This is a genomic window from Venenivibrio stagnispumantis (genome assembly GCF_900182795.1).
GTDB lineage: Bacteria > Aquificota > Aquificia > Aquificales > Hydrogenothermaceae > Venenivibrio > Venenivibrio stagnispumantis.
On sequence record NZ_FXTX01000007.1, the window covers coordinates 50,909 to 66,200 of the forward strand.

Genomic DNA, 15,292 nt, shown 5'->3' on the forward strand with positions numbered 1-15,292 from the left:
TTATTCTCCTTTAAATAATCCTAATCCTTTCTCTCTTGCTTGTCTAAAACATTCTCTGAATTCTTCTTCATATTTTACATTTGGAGGCACCGTTAAAGGATAAGCATATCCATTGCAGATTATTTCTTTGTTTAGCATTGTTTTATCATCAAGCCATACATAAGCAAGTAATCTTCCGTATTTATCTCTTTGCTGAACATCAAACTCAAGATATACTTTCTGCCCCGGTTTTAGTTTTGAAGCTGTAAACTCTTTTGCCAATTTACCAAGCTCAACGATTTCTTGGACATTTTTACCGGTTTCTTTTTCCTGAATAAAAGCTCTTTTATTTACTCTGCTTTCCGGAGTATCTATTCCTATTAATCTAACCTTTTCTTGCATACCATTTAGATTTACAACAATAGTGTCTCCATCAACAACTCTTACAAACTCTGCTTCTACCGTATTTTCTTTTTTTAATGGTTTATTTTCATTTTCTCCTTTGCAACTTATAACAATCCAAATTAATAAAAAAGGAATTAGCAATAATTTTTTAAATCTCAATATTTTTAACCTCTTCATTTGCTTTTAAAACTTTTTCTTTCATTTCTTTTCTATATTTTATTAATTTTTCTTTAATTTCCGGATAAGCAATTGATAATATCTGTGCTGCCAATACAGCTGCATTTGTTGCTCCGGCTTTTCCTACTGTAACAGTAGCCACTGGAATGCCTGGTGGCATTTGAACCGTAGATAAAAGGGAATCTAATCCATTAAAAGAAGAGTTATCCATAGGAATACCAATAACCGGAATATTTACTTTTCCTGCTATTGTTCCTGCAAGATGGGCGGCATAACCTGCTGCTGCTATAATTACTCCATAATTTTGTTCTGCTGTTTCGCAAACTTTTGATACCTCTTCCGGTGTTCTATGGGCAGATAAAATATAAATATCAAAAGGAATTTCAAAATTTTTCAAAATTTTAAAAGCATCCTTCAAACTTTCTAAATCAGATTGGCTACCCATAAAGATAGCAACTTTTTTCATTTTCTAACCTCCAACTCATCTGTTTCTTGGGCTGCTTTTTCTACTACGGGTGGTACTACTTTTACAAAATTGTTTATTTCTTCTTCAAAATTATCTATTATCTCTTTTGCTATTTGGCTATCTGTATAACCAAGATGTTTGATTATTAAATCTCTTATTTCTTTGATATCTTCTTCTTCAAGCTCTGCAATCTTTACATAAGATGTATTTATTTTATCTTTTACTTCTTCCATTGGGTCATAGATATATAAAGTTCCTCCGGTCATTCCGGCACCTATATTTATTCCGGTTTTGCCAAGTATTAAAACTGTTCCTGCTGTCATGTATTCACAAAGGTGGTCTCCTGCTCCTTCTGCAACTGCTACTGCTCCACTATTTCTTACTGCAAATCTTTCTCCTACTATACCGGATATAAATACCTGTCCACCTGTTGCACCGTAGAGTATTGTATTACCTGCAATTACATGTTCATGGCTTTTTCCTTTAAATTCTTTTGGTGGTTTTATTATTATTGTTCCACCTGCCATTCCTTTTCCTACATAATCATTAGCCTGTCCGGTTAGAGATAATGTTAATCCTTTTACGCAAAATGCACCAAAACTTTGTCCTGCTGTTCCTCTCAAATTAAGCTCTATTTTTCCTCTTCTTAATCCTTTATCTCCATATCTTTTAACTATTTCATGGGCTATTCTTGTCCCTATTGATCTATATGTATTTTTTACAACATAAAATCCGGCATAATTTTCATCTTTTTCTATATAAGGTAAAACATCTTTTAATATTTCTAAATCAAAAGGCTGTTTTGATGGTGGTATTTCATTAAATTCATATATAGATTTTCTTGGTTTTTCTGTTAATTTAGCTGTTTTTAAAATTTCTGATACATCAATATATTTTGCTTTGTAATGATTTTGAGGAATATTTGGTTTAAGTAATTCAGTTTTTCCTATTATCTCATCAAGGGATTTATATCCCATATCTGCTAAGTATTGTCTTACTTCTGTTGCTAAAAATTCAAGATATTTAATAATATGTTCAGGAGTTCCGGGGAATTTTTCTCTTAATCTTTTATCTTGTGTTGTTATTCCTACTGGACAGGTGTTTAAATGGCATTGTCTTGCCATTACGCAACCTTCTGCTATCATTAAGGCAGTTCCAAGCCCAAACTCTTCTGCACCGAGTAATGCTCCGATTATAATATCTCTTCCGGTTTTTATTCCACCATCTACTCTTAATTTAACTCTATTTCTTAAATCATTTTCTATTAATGCTTGTTGCACTTCTGAAAGACCAAGTTCCCATATAGAACCTGCATTTTTTATAGATACAAGAGGAGATGCTCCTGTTCCACCATCATGTCCTGATATATGAATAATATCTGCAAAAGCTTTTGCTACACCGGATGCTACTACTCCTATGCCTGTTTCGGCAACCAATTTAACTATAACTTTTGCTTTTGGATTTATCATTTTTAAATCATATATTAATTGGGCTAAATCTTCTATTGAGTAAATATCATGGTGAGGTGGTGGTGATATTAATGTTATTCCCGGTTTTGCATGTCTTAAAAATGCTATGTATGCATCTACTTTTTTACCCGGAAGCTGTCCTCCTTCTCCCGGTTTTGCCCCTTGGGCTATTTTTATTTCTATCTCTTCTGCAGAGTTTAGATATTCAGGAGTAACTCCAAATCTACCTGATGCTACCTGTTTTATTTTGCTATTTTTTATTGTTCCATATCTTGCAGGGTCTTCTCCACCTTCTCCGCTGTTTGATTTTGCTCCTACCCTGTTTAATGCTTCTGCTATTGTTTCATGGGCTTCTCTACTTAATGCCCCTATGGACATACCTGCACCGACAAATCTTTTCATTATACTTTCTATCGGTTCAACTTCTTCTATCGGAATAGGTGGTCTATCACTTACTATTTCAAGTAAATCTCTTAGTTCAACCGGTTTTTCTGCATAAGCATACTGGGTAAATGCTTTATATTCATCAAAAATATTATTTCTCACTGCTTTATGTAATGAAGTTAATGCTTTTGGGTTCCAAGAATGGAACTCTCCGCCTTCTCTTCTGTGTCTGTATTCTCCACCTTGAGGTAAATCTTTCAACTCACCGGAAAATGCCATATTAAATCTTGCAAGGGTTTCTGCTGCAATCTCTTTTAATCCTATTCCTCCTATTTTAGAAGGTGTTCCTTTAAAATATTTATCTATAATTTCTTTTGATATTCCGAGGGCTTCAAAAAGTCCGGAACCTCTGTAACTTTTGATTGTGGCTATTCCCATTTTAGACATTATCTTTAATAAGCCTTCATTTACGGCTTTTTTATAATTTGATACTGCTTCCTCAAAAGATAACTCAAATTTTTTATCTTCTACGGTTAAATTTTTTATTATTTGAACAGCCATATATGGATTTACAAGGGTAGCCCCATATCCTATTAAAAATGCTATACTATGAGTATCCCTTACCTCTCCACTATCTGCTACTATGCTACATTTGCTTCTTTTTCCTTTTGATGATAGATATGAATTTACTGCTGCAACTGCCAATCCCATAGGAATAGGTGCACCTTCTATGGATATATCCCTATCTGTAAGAATAATAATTTCTTTTCCGTTATCTACTGCCTCTTCTGCTCTTTTTGCTATATTTTCTAATGCCGGCTCTAATGCAGCTTCATAAGGCTCAAATATTGTTGGTATTATTTCAACTTTATTCTCAAATCTTTTTATTAACTCTTCCATTTCATTATCAAATATGATAGGCGAGGAAAATACAAGCTGTTTTGCATGCTCAGGAGTTTCTGTTAAGAAATTTTCTTTTTTACCTACATAAGTTTTTAAAGACATAACCTTCTTTTCTCTGATAGGGTCTATAGGTGGGTTTGTTACCTGAGCAAATCTTTGTTTAAAATAAGAAGCAAGCATTTTTGGTTTTTTGGATAAAACCGAGATAGGTGTATCATTTCCCATAGAATAAACCGGCTCTGTTCCTTTTAGAGCCATCTCTTTTACTACCATATTTATCTCATCTTTATCATATCCAAAAACTATTGCTTCTTGAAGTATATTTTTATACTCTACCTGAGGGTAATCTTTTGCCGGTATAAACTCTACTATATTTTGTTCTACCCATTCTTTATATTTTTTATCTTTTACAAGATTTCTGATGATTTCTTGTGAGAAATATATTTTTCCTGTTTTTGTATCTAATGCTATTTTATCACCGGGTCCAAGTCTTCCCTTTATTTTTATCTCTTCTTCCGGTAAATCTATAATACCTACTTCTGAAGCCATATAAATAATATCATCCGTTATTATATATCTTGCCGGTCTAAGTCCATTTCTATCTAATTTGCCACCTATTATTTCACCATCGGTAAATGCTATTGCTGCCGGTCCATCCCAGCTTTCAAATATACATGCAAAATACTCATAAAATGCTTTTTCTTCCGCAGATAGCCTATCATCATTTTCCCAAGCTCTTGGGACAAGAGCATTAATAGCAGTTAAAATATCTTTTCCGCTATGATATAAAAACTCTATAGCATTATCCAAAGATGCAGAATCGCTATCTTCATCTTTTACAATAGGAAGTATATCCTCTGCTAAATCTCCCCATATAGCCCTTATATCTTCTTCTTTTGCCCTGAGCCAATTTCTATTTGCAGTTATTGTGTTTATCTCTCCGTTATGAGCTAACATTCTAAAAGGATGTGCCAATTTCCAGTTAGGGAATGTATTTGTAGAATATCTTTGATGGAATATTGCTATTGCTGTTTCAAAATTTTCATCCTGCAAATCATAATAAAAATATTTTAATTTAGGAGCTGTTATTAATCCTTTATAAACAATAGTTTTTGAAGATAAAGAAGGTATATAAAAATCTTTATATTCCGGATTTTTTGTTAATTTTTCTAATTTTTTTCTTAAAATGAATAACTCTCTTTCAAAATTATCAATATTTAATCCTTTTTTGGATATAAATGCTTGATATATTGCTGGCTTTGTTCTGCTTGCTATCTCTCCTATCTCTTCTTCATTTATAGGAACTTTTCTCCATCCGAGGAATTTAAATTTTTGATTTATTATATCTTCTATCTCTTTTTGTATAGTATCTACTTTATTTAAAGGTAAAAAAAACATTCCAACAGCTAAATCTTCTTTATCCGGAAGTTCTATTCTCAGTTTTTCACATTCTTTTATAAAAAATTTATAAGGTATATGGGTTAATATTCCTGCTCCATCACCGGTTTTTCCGTCTGCACTTACTGCCCCTCTATGGTCTAAATTTGCAAGACCTTCCAAAGCATAAGATAAAATTTTGTGGCTTTTTATACCTTTTATATCTGCTATAAATCCAACACCACAAGCATCTTTTTCTATCAATTTAGCTACCTCTAAGCTTTATTTAAATGTAAATAAATATTATAAATTAAAAATATAGAAATTGTCTAAATTTCCATCAAAATAAAAAGCTGTTATAATAATTTAAAACGAAAATTCAGGAGATAAAATTGAAAAAAGTTTTAGTGACAGGTGGAGCCGGTTATATAGGAAGTCATGTAGTAAAACAACTTGGAGAGAAAGGTTATGAAATATTAGTTATTGACAATCTTTCTACCGGACATAAAGAAGCAGTTTTATACGGAGAATTACAGGTTGTTGATTTAGAAGAAAAAGATAAGGTTCAAAAATTAGTAAGAGATTTTCAACCTGATGCAGTTATGCATTTTGCTGCATCTATTGAAGTAGAAGAATCTGTCAGAAAACCATTAAAATACTATAAAAATAATACTTCAAACACAATAAATCTTCTTCAAATTTTAGATGAAGAAAATATTAATTATTTTATTTTCTCTTCAACTGCTGCTGTATATGGAGAGCCGGAAAAACTGCCTGTTAAAGAAGATTTTCCTTTAAATCCTATAAATCCTTATGGACAATCAAAGGCTTTTGTTGAAAAAATTCTTCAAGATTTTAATAATGCAAAAAAAGATTTTAGATATATATCTCTAAGATATTTTAATGTTGCAGGAGCAGATGAAAAAGGAAGAATCGGTCAAAGTTATAAAAATCCAACCCATTTAATAACAAGAGCATTAAAAACTGCCAAAGGTGAATATGAGAAACTATATATATTTGGAACAGATTATCCAACACCGGATGGAAGTTGTATAAGAGATTTTATCCATGTAGATGATTTAGCAGATGCCCATATTGTAGCCTTAGAATATCTGTTTAATGGTGGAGAAAGTGATATATTTAATCTCGGATATGGACATGGCTATTCTGTAAAAGAAGTTGTTAATATGGCAAAAAAAGTTACGGGGATTGATTTTCCGGTAGAAGAAGCACCAAGAAGAGCCGGAGATCCGGCTGTCCTTATAGCAGATAACACTAAAATCAGGCAAAAACTTGGCTGGAAGCCAAAATATGATGATTTAGAATATATAATCAAAACAGCATGGAACTGGGAGTTAAATAAGAGATATTAATCAATTATCTCCTTAAACATTTGCTGTAAGATTTTCATATAATCTGCTTCATTTTTTTCCACTTTATCCATTAGTTCTTCAAGTTCTTTTGTGTAATTTTCATTAACAAATTTATAAAAATCCTCTCTCTTTTTTATTAAATCTAAAACAGTTTTTCCAAGTTTTGTAGGAAATAAGAAACCATTTCTCTCTATTATATATTTTCTTTCTAATAATTTTTCTATTGTAACAGCATAAGTTGAAGGTCTTCCTATTCCTTTTTCTTTCATATCTTGAATGACCGTTGCATAAGTGTAATAAGGAACTTTTGGTCTAAGGCTATATTTTTTATTTTGAACAACATTTTGTTTTCCTACCGGTATAGTCTGGATTTTTATAGGTTTTACCAAATTAAAACCATCTTCTATTATCTTTGTAAATAATGAAATTTCAGTTTCTTTGTCAAAAGCTTTTACTTTGTAAGTTGTTTTTTCTACTAAAACTTCTTTCATCTGGGATGCTATAAATTGTCTGAATATTAGGTCATAAAGTTTTATATGGTCTTTGGTTATGCCGGTTAAATTCATTGTAAATATTGTTGATTTTAATTCTTCTGCATCTATAGGTTTTGTAGGTCTGATACATTCATGGGCTCCACCTGCTGTAGAAAAAGTTTTAGCTGAGAAAAACTGCTCTCCGTAATTTTCTGATATATATTCCTTTGCAACCGAAATTCCAACTGGAGATACCCTTATACTATCTGTTCTATGATATGTGATAAGACCGGATTCAAATAAATCCTGTGCCAATTCCATCGTTTTTTGAGGTGAAAATTTTAAAACGGCAGCAGCTTCTTTAAGCATTTTATCGGTAGAAAATGGTGTTTCAAAAAGCTTTTCTTCTTCTTTCTTTTCTTCTTCAATAATTACATATTCCAGCTTTTCAAAGAAATATTTGCCTTGATTTTTATCTTCAAATATAAACTCTACCGGAGTATCATTTAAGTAAATTATAACAACTACAACCTTTTTAGAAGCTTCTTCTGCTCTTTTTATTATCCATTCTAATACAGGAGTTTGAACTCTTCCGGCAGATAGCCAACTTTTATTTAGCTTTTCCTGAACATACTGGGATATAGTAAATCCAACCCATCTATCGGCTATTCTTCTTATTAGCTGTGCTTTTACAAGATTTTCATCAAAATTTCTTGGATTATTGATTGCTTCCAAGAATGCCCTTTTAGTAACTTCATGAAACTCGGCTCTTTTTATATCTGTATTAAAAATTTTGGAGTTTAGATATATATCATAAGCAATTTTTTCTCCTTCTGTATCAGGGTCTGTTGCTACAAAAATATTTTCAACTTCTAAATCAAGTTCTCTTATACTTTCTATAATATCTTTTTTTGTCTCCCCCCTTTCTTCATCTTCAACTATAGGCTCAAATATAGGAATAAATATATTTTTATCCTTTTTCACTCCAAAATAATAAAGTTCTTTATTTAAATCAAAAATATGCCCTTTTGTTGCTACAATTGTTAAAAATCTATCTCCAACTCCTATTTCATAAGCATCTATATCTTTTAATTTTCTTCTTAATGGTTTTCCAAAAAATGTTGCTATTGTTCTTGCTTTATTTGGTGATTCTACTATTACTAAAGTTGTTATAAATCTTTTTCTCTCTTCCGGAATAATTTCCCCTGCCAATATTTTTTTAACTTTTTCCCTGTCTTCATCTACTTTTTTTAATATCTCTTCTAAATTGATTTCAGATATATGTTTAAATGTTATATCTTCATTAAACCATCTTACTTTTTTTGTTAATGAATAAAATGCTTTTTCATCATCTTTTAGAATATAAGATATTCCCTTAGTAAGCCCACCCGGATAAAGTCTTGATGTTCTACCGGATGCCTGTATATATCCGCTAACATCGGCAGTTATTAATATAAATTGTCCATTTTCTTCTTTTAATGTTATTTCCGGAGAGTTTTTAATAGCATTAAAAATATCTTTATTATTCAGCAGGGATAAAGCAAAGTTTTGTATTTCTCTTAATTTATTTAATTTATTTTCATCAAGTTTTTCTTCATCAAAAAATGCATAAATCTTTAAAAAATTTATATAATTATAAAGTTTTTGGGTTATATCCGGTGTTATCAATTTATTTTTTGTTAAAAATGGTGTAATAATCAGTAGAAAATAATAAAGATGGCTAAATTTTTCTTCAATAGATATATTAAAAACAAGTTTCGGGACACCTAAGAATAAAGCATATCTGATTGTATCTGGTAAATCAACACCTCTTGCAAGTGGATTTCTATAACTTGCAAATCCTACTGCAACCGGTGCTTTACCTTGTTTATAATCTTCAAGCCTTTCCCAAAACTCTTCATAATGGATAGCATCTATCCCATTATCTTTTAGAAACTGGATATATTCTTCAAGTTTTTCCTTTGTTTCGGAAGAAGATAAAAACACAAGACCACCATTTCCAAGTTCTTTAATTTTTTGTATAGAATCCTTCCATAAATCTTTTGAATCTTCATAAATATCTTCTATATTCCTCAATGTTAAAGAAGGTCTTCCAACCTCAAATCCAAGAAGTTCTCTAAATAACAATACCCTTCTTGATTTTGGATTAGATGTTGCAGAAGATACAATTAAAACACCTTTTCTTTTTTTAGATATATTTTCAATCTTTCTTTGCCAATTTTTATATATTTCTAATTCTTCATCTGATGGATTTGGTTTTGAGAATATTTTTGCTTTATAGCTTAAAAATTTCATTGTTTCTTCAATATCTTTTTCATCAAATCCAAGAAGCATTAACACTTTATCTATATTTTTAGCACTTTTTAAAATACTATCTACATCATCAATAAAGATAAAATCATAAATAGATTTTGGAATGATATCTATATTTTTGTATAAAAACATTGAAGTTGTTATAAGTATGTTAAAATCTGCATTTTGTATTTTTTCTTTAAATTCTTCTTGTTTTTTCTTTGTTTTTGCAAATTTTTGACAGTATGGAATGATTACATCTGGATTTACTCCGAATTTTACCAATCTATCATAAGCCTGTTCTACTAATATCTGGGTAGGAAAAACAAGATAAACTTTTCCATTTTTATTTTCTACCAAATATTTGGATAATATTAATCCAAAAGTTGTTTTTCCTATACCAGTAGGAGCAAGTAAAGCATGGGATATACCGAGAAAATATCTAATAGCCCAGGTTTCCTGAATAGACCAGAGGGAATTTTTTAAAATATTTTCAAAGAATTTTTTAAATTTATCAACTTCTTCCCATAAATCACATATTTTTTTAAATTGTCCATAACCTAAAAAATCACATATCTCTTCATGAGGAATCTCTTCCGGAAGACATTTTTCACATAAAATTCCTTTTTGTAGTCTTTCTGAACTGATATCTCCACCACAATTTGGACACATATTCTTATAAATAATAGGTATCATTTGCTTCTCCTAAGGTTTGATTTTTATAAATTTTTCGTATTATTATATTATAAATGCAAAGTTTTTCATGGTGAAGTTATGAGATTAACTAAATCGGAGGTTATACAGATTATGAAAAAGGTAGTTCCTGCTATACTTGTAATTTTTGCTGTTTTTTATTTTGTTAAAGCTCAATTTACAAAAGAAAAACCATTTTTTGAAAATCCTTCATCTCCTGCACCTCAAAGTTATCCAGCATTAGAACAGATAGAGCAAGAAAGAATAAAACTTGTAGAATCGGTTTCACCGGGAGTTGTTACGATATTTACAGTTCAAGAGATTACAGTGCCTAATCCATTTGCAGATATACCTTTTGGAGATTTTTTTGGAATACCTAATGATAAACAATTTAAACAAAGAATTCAGGGACTTGGCTCTGGATTTATAGTAAAAGTTGATAGAGAGAAAAAGTTAGTTTATCTTTTGACAAATAATCATGTTGTTGAAAATGCAAAAAATATTCAGGTAAGATTTAAAAATAAGATGATTTTAGATGCAAAAATAGTAGGAACTGATAAATTAAGTGATGTTGCAGTTATAGCAGTTCCTTTTAAAAGGGGAATAGAAAATTTTGCTGAAAAAAATATTTTAAGACTTGGTGATTCTGATAAATTGAAAGTAGGAAGCACGGTTATAGCCATAGGAAGCCCTCTTGGATTGACAAATACGGTAACTATGGGAATAGTATCAGCTTTAAATAGACAGATAGAAGACAGACCGGGAGAAGGTTTTATACAAACAGATGCAGCAATAAATCCAGGGAATTCAGGAGGGCCCCTTATAAATATTAGAGGTGAAGTTATCGGAATAAATACTGCTATAATACAAGGAGCACAGGGACTTGGTTTTGCTGTGCCTATAAACCAAGCAAAATGGGTAATGGAACAGATACTTACTTACGGAAAAGTTAAAAGAAGCAAAATAGGTGTTATTATTCAACCTCTTACAGCAGATTTGGCAGAACATTTTGGTGTTACAGAAGGAGCCTTGGTTGCCCAAGTTCAACCCGGTTCACCGGCAGATAAAGCAGGTATAAGACCCGGAGATGTTATAGTAGCCGTAAATGGTAAAAAAATAAGTGATATAACTGATTTACAAAATAATGTAATGAGAAATCCACCGGGAACTGTTTTAAGAATAACAATAATAAGAGATGGAAAAAAGATAGATTTAGATGTTAAAACAGTATCTTTTGATGAAACTCTGCCAGAAGAAGAAGGAGAAAAACCAACAGATATAGAAACAGATATAGGATTGATAGTTAGAGATTTAACACCGGATTTAATGCAAAAATTTAGATTACCTAATGTCCAAGGTGTTTTTGTATATGGAGTAAAATCTGGTTCTCTTGCTGACGAAGCAGGATTACAAGTAGGAGATATTATATTATCTGTAAATAGAATACCTGTAAAATCAACAAACGAGTTTTGGAATATAATAAAATCAGAAATTAAAAAAGGAAGTGACTCTGTATTGTTGTATATTCAAAGGGGAGATGCTAAAATATTTATAACAATGCCTTTAAAATAAATGATAGCTTTATTTGGTGGAAGCTTTGACCCGGTTCATCTGGGTCATCTTCGTATTGCTGAAGATATTAGAGAATATTTTTCTTTTGAAAAGATTATCTTTATTCCTGCTTTTATTTCACCTCTCAAAGAAAAAAGTTTTGCACCGGCAGAAAAAAGATTAGAGATGTTAAAAATTGCCATTTCTGATAATCCTTATTTTGATGTATCAGATTATGAGATAAAAAAAGAAGGTAAATCTTACACCATAGAAACTGCTATATATTATCGTAGTATTTTAAATTATAATCCTATATTTATATTAGGCTTGGATGCAATATTAACTTTACACAAATGGAAAGAGCCGGAAAAATTATTAAAAATTGCAAATTTTATAGTAGTTCAAAGAGGAGAAGATGGATTTAATAGATTAAAAGATTATTTATCAAAAAATTTTCCATTTGCTACGATTTTAAAAGATAAAAATATACAAAAAGAAAAAACAGCAATCTATCTATTTAATTCAAGAAAGATTAATATTTCTTCTACAGAGATAAGGGAAAGAGTAAAATCCGGTAAATCTATAAAATATCTTGTATTATCACAAATAGAAGATTATATCTATAAGAATAAATTATATCTTTAAAAAATCTTACAAAACTTTTATCAATATATTGACAAAATTAAACTAAGATTTTATATTATTAATAATAATACTCCCTATGAGGTAAAAAATGGCAGAAAAAAAAGATTATTATGAAATACTTGGCGTTAGTAAAAATGCTACTGCTGATGAAATAAAAAAAGCATACAGAAAACTTGCAAGACAATATCATCCGGATTTAAATCCGGGAAGTAAAGAAGCAGAAGAGAAATTTAAAGAAATCAGTGAAGCATACCAAGTTTTATCTGACCCTGAGAAAAGAAAACTTTATGATATGTATGGACATGCAGGACTTGGAGGAGATACAGGCTCTTACCAATATCAAAGTTATGAAAATTTTAGAGATTTATTTAGAGATATAGATGATATATTAGATGATTTTGGATTTGGTGGATTTTTCGGTCGCAGAGGTTCTACAGGAGCAAGAAAAGAAAGATACCAAAGAGCAGAAAGAGGGGAAGATATAGCAACAACTGTAAATATATCCCTTGAAGATGCTTACAGAGGCACAACTGTAACTGTTGATGTGCCAAGATATGTTCTTTGTGAAGCCTGTGGAGGAACAGGAGTAAAAGCAGGAAGCCAGCCAAGAACTTGTCCAACTTGTGAAGGTAGAGGAGAAATATATAAAAAAGCACCATTTATAATAATATCCCAAACCTGCCCAACATGTGGTGGAACAGGATTTATACAAGAGCCTTGTGATGTATGTAAAGGAAAAGGAACGGTTTTAAAACCTGAAACCGTTAAAGTAAATATTCCACCGGGAGTAGATAATGGAAATAAATTGAGAATACCGGGAAAAGGACATGCAGGAAGATTTGGAGGAACAAACGGAGATTTATGGGTATATATAAATGTATTGCCACATTCTCTTTATGAAAGAAGAGGAGATAATCTTTATCTAAATGTTAATATATCTTTAACAGAAGCGATTTTCTCAACAGAAATAGAACTGCCTCTTTTAAACGGAAAAACAGAAAAAGTAAAAATACCAGCAGGTGTCCAGCCATTTGAACATATCAGAATATATGGAAAAGGTATGCCAAGATTAAAATCCCAAGGATATGGAGATTTAATTCTTGTTATAAATATAAAAATTCCAAAAGAAGATGAACTTCCAAAAGATATTAAAAAATGTTTAAAAGAATATAAACCTGAAATTAAAGAAAGATTTATCAAGAGGTAAGAAAGATGAGAAAAAGAGAAGATAAGAAAAAAGAGCCACTTTATATGATAGGTGCAGTTGCAAGGATGTTTAATATACATCCTCAAACACTTAGATTATATGAAAGAGAAGGATTATTAACCCCTTCCAGAACCCAAGGAAGAACAAGATTATATTCACAGGAAGATATTGAAAGGTTAGAGTTTATACTATTTTTAACAAGAGAGCTTGGTGTTAATCTTGCCGGTGTTGATGCAATACTTAGAATGAAAGAACAGATAGAACAGCTTCAACTTCAAATAGAGTATTTAATTGATTATATAAATGAAGAAATAAAGAAAAGATTTGAGGAAGATTTACAGGCACAAAAAAATGCTCTTGTAAAACTGCCAAAATTTGACATTGTAAAAATAGAAGATTATATTTATAATAAATACAAAAAGGAAGAGGGTAAATAAATTGGAAGATTACCTGAAGAAAAAGGTAGATGAAAGTTTTTATCAAATCCTGCAAAAGATAAAAAATATATTAGAAGAGGAGCTTAATTTAACTCCACCAAATGAAAAACAACTAAAAGAAGGATTGTCAATATCTTTACAAAAAGAAGATATTTATGATGAATGGATTGAGTATATAGAAACATTGCCTCTACCTGAGATAGAAAAGATAGAAACAATAGACCACAATGATGGTCCCCATGTAAAAATAATATACAAACTTGAAAAACCGGAAGGTAAAATTGTAAGAAAGATAAAAGTAAAAAGTGATGGAAAAATTAATATATATAATTATCTAATTTTTGATATTGAATACAATGGTTTGAAAATAAAAGTTGAGACAGAATATGATAGTTATGGAAATCTAATATTTAGGTTAGGAGAATGAAAAAATTCATATCTGAAATACCTACAAATCTATTTGAAATATTTTTAGTTGAACTAAATGGATATGGTGCAGAAATCATTAGCAAAGATGAAAATATCACCATATTTGCAATCTATTCTGAAGATAAAGATGCAGAAAATATAAAAGAAACAATATTATCTATTTTTGAAGATTTAGGAAGTGGAAAAATTATAGTAGAGGAAGATATTCAGGAAGAAGATTGGAGTGAAAAATGGAAGGAAAATTTTAAACCTATTTATATTAAGCCGTTTTTGATAATACCTGAATGGGAAATAGCAGAGCCAAAAGAAAATCAAATTCCAATAAAATTAAAAATAGCTATGGCATTTGGAACAGGATTGCATCCAACTACCCAATTAATGCTATCATTTTTACCAAAATATATAAAACCTGAATATACGGTTATGGATATAGGAACCGGAACCGGTATATTGGCTATAGCTTCTGCAAAACTTGGTGCAAAAAAAATAGATGCAATAGATATAGAAAAAGAAGCAATAGAAGAATGCAAAATAAATGCTTGGGAAAATCAAGTTAATATAAATTGCTATCAAGGTTCTATAGAAGATATAAAAGAAAAGTATGATATAGTTCTTGCTAATTTACAGATAGAGATATTTGAAAAATATTTTGATAATATTGCAAAATTATTTAATAAATATCTTATTATTTCCGGAATTTTTAATAATAAAGAGGCAGAAAAAATTAAAGATTTTGTAAAAAAGAATAACCTAAAGATTATAGAAGAAAAAAAAGCAGAGGATTTATCCAATAAAGAGGATTTTTGGTATGCTTTCGCCATCAGAAATAGCTAAATATATAGATTTATCTGCTTTAAAGCCAAATCTTACTTATGAAGAGATAGATAAAATCTGTCAGGATGCAATAAAATACAATTTTTATTCTGTATAGGAACTAATACCAAAACCGAAAAGGAATGATAATTATATCACATTAAAAGCCTCCTTAATATAAGGATAAAAAGTTAAACTCTTAAGATGGTTTTCTGATAA

General features: G+C 30.4%; 12 protein-coding genes. 8 read left to right on the forward strand and 4 right to left on the reverse strand.

From position 1 onward, the window contains the following. The 3 genes from QOR43_RS03975 to gltB are packed head-to-tail and all read right to left on the reverse strand — an operon-like array spanning nucleotide 1 to nucleotide 5,424. Nucleotides 1–543 carry a thermonuclease family protein gene (locus QOR43_RS03975; protein ID WP_265134854.1) on the reverse strand — a complete coding sequence of 181 codons (543 nt, stop codon included), beginning with the start codon at nucleotides 541–543 and terminating at the stop codon, nucleotides 1–3. Further along, nucleotides 533–1,027 (reverse strand): 5-(carboxyamino)imidazole ribonucleotide mutase, encoded by a 495-nt coding sequence (gene purE / locus QOR43_RS03980; RefSeq protein ID WP_265134853.1) that lies wholly within the window; start codon nucleotides 1,025–1,027, stop codon nucleotides 533–535. The genes QOR43_RS03975 and purE overlap by 11 nt, the downstream gene beginning before the upstream one ends. Continuing rightward, nucleotides 1,024–5,424 (reverse strand): glutamate synthase large subunit, encoded by a 4,401-nt coding sequence (gene gltB / locus QOR43_RS03985; RefSeq protein WP_265134852.1) that lies wholly within the window; start codon nucleotides 5,422–5,424, stop codon nucleotides 1,024–1,026. Before gltB ends, purE begins: the two co-directional genes overlap by 4 nt. Nucleotides 5,425–5,552: 128 nt before the next feature. Between gltB and galE the strand changes: the two genes are divergently transcribed. After that, complete coding sequence (galE, locus tag QOR43_RS03990) at nucleotides 5,553–6,533, forward strand: UDP-glucose 4-epimerase GalE (protein ID WP_265134851.1); 981 nt, start codon at nucleotides 5,553–5,555, stop codon at nucleotides 6,531–6,533. Here the strand turns inward: galE and rgy are convergent. Further along, a complete protein-coding gene (rgy, locus tag QOR43_RS03995; protein WP_265134850.1) occupies nucleotides 6,530–9,994 on the reverse strand; it encodes a reverse gyrase in 3,465 nt (1,154 codons plus the stop codon). The genes galE and rgy overlap by 4 nt on opposite strands. A 111-nt stretch (nucleotides 9,995–10,105) precedes the next feature. Here rgy and QOR43_RS04000 point away from each other — a divergent pair, with 111 nt between their 5' ends. The 7 genes from QOR43_RS04000 to QOR43_RS04030 all read left to right on the forward strand — a co-directional run bounded on the left by QOR43_RS04000 (nucleotide 10,106) and on the right by QOR43_RS04030 (nucleotide 15,191). Continuing rightward, entirely contained in the window at nucleotides 10,106–11,563 is a 1,458-nt protein-coding gene (locus tag QOR43_RS04000; RefSeq protein ID WP_265134849.1) for a Do family serine endopeptidase, read from the forward strand. Beyond that, a complete protein-coding gene (gene nadD / locus QOR43_RS04005; protein WP_265134848.1) occupies nucleotides 11,564–12,187 on the forward strand; it encodes a nicotinate (nicotinamide) nucleotide adenylyltransferase in 624 nt (207 codons plus the stop codon). It abuts the gene before it with no gap. Between the two features lie 88 nt (nucleotides 12,188–12,275). Next, entirely contained in the window at nucleotides 12,276–13,394 is a 1,119-nt protein-coding gene (gene dnaJ / locus QOR43_RS04010; protein WP_265134847.1) for a molecular chaperone DnaJ, read from the forward strand. A 5-nt stretch (nucleotides 13,395–13,399) separates the two neighbouring features. Then, nucleotides 13,400–13,831, forward strand: coding sequence for a heat shock protein transcriptional repressor HspR (locus tag QOR43_RS04015; protein WP_265134846.1), 432 nt, complete (start codon nucleotides 13,400–13,402; stop codon nucleotides 13,829–13,831). Nucleotide 13,832: 1 nt separating this feature from the next. Further along, on the forward strand, nucleotides 13,833–14,258 hold the full coding sequence (locus QOR43_RS04020) for a hypothetical protein (RefSeq protein ID WP_265134845.1): 426 nt from the start codon (nucleotides 13,833–13,835) through the stop codon (nucleotides 14,256–14,258). Further along, entirely contained in the window at nucleotides 14,255–15,094 is an 840-nt protein-coding gene (locus tag QOR43_RS04025; RefSeq protein WP_265134844.1) for a 50S ribosomal protein L11 methyltransferase, read from the forward strand. The genes QOR43_RS04020 and QOR43_RS04025 overlap by 4 nt, the downstream gene beginning before the upstream one ends. Beyond that, nucleotides 15,069–15,191 (forward strand): hypothetical protein, encoded by a 123-nt coding sequence (locus QOR43_RS04030; RefSeq protein ID WP_265134843.1) that lies wholly within the window; start codon nucleotides 15,069–15,071, stop codon nucleotides 15,189–15,191. Before QOR43_RS04025 ends, QOR43_RS04030 begins: the two co-directional genes overlap by 26 nt. Nucleotides 15,192–15,292: the final 101 nt, after the last annotated feature.

What these genes read in the sequence shown, in the direction of transcription:
- purE (WP_265134853.1), bottom strand. Translation starts at nt 1,027, where the DNA reads ATGAAAAAAGTTGCTATCTTTATGGGTAGCCAATCTGATTTAGAAAGT.
- nadD (WP_265134848.1), top strand. Translation starts at nt 11,564, where the DNA reads ATGATAGCTTTATTTGGTGGAAGCTTTGACCCGGTTCATCTGGGTCAT.
- QOR43_RS04025 (WP_265134844.1), top strand. Translation starts at nt 14,255, where the DNA reads ATGAAAAAATTCATATCTGAAATACCTACAAATCTATTTGAAATATTT.
- QOR43_RS04015 (WP_265134846.1), top strand. Translation starts at nt 13,400, where the DNA reads ATGAGAAAAAGAGAAGATAAGAAAAAAGAGCCACTTTATATGATAGGT.
- rgy (WP_265134850.1), bottom strand. Translation starts at nt 9,994, where the DNA reads ATGATACCTATTATTTATAAGAATATGTGTCCAAATTGTGGTGGAGAT.
- QOR43_RS04000 (WP_265134849.1), top strand. Translation starts at nt 10,106, where the DNA reads ATGAAAAAGGTAGTTCCTGCTATACTTGTAATTTTTGCTGTTTTTTAT.
- dnaJ (WP_265134847.1), top strand. Translation starts at nt 12,276, where the DNA reads ATGGCAGAAAAAAAAGATTATTATGAAATACTTGGCGTTAGTAAAAAT.
- QOR43_RS04030 (WP_265134843.1), top strand. Translation starts at nt 15,069, where the DNA reads ATGCTTTCGCCATCAGAAATAGCTAAATATATAGATTTATCTGCTTTA.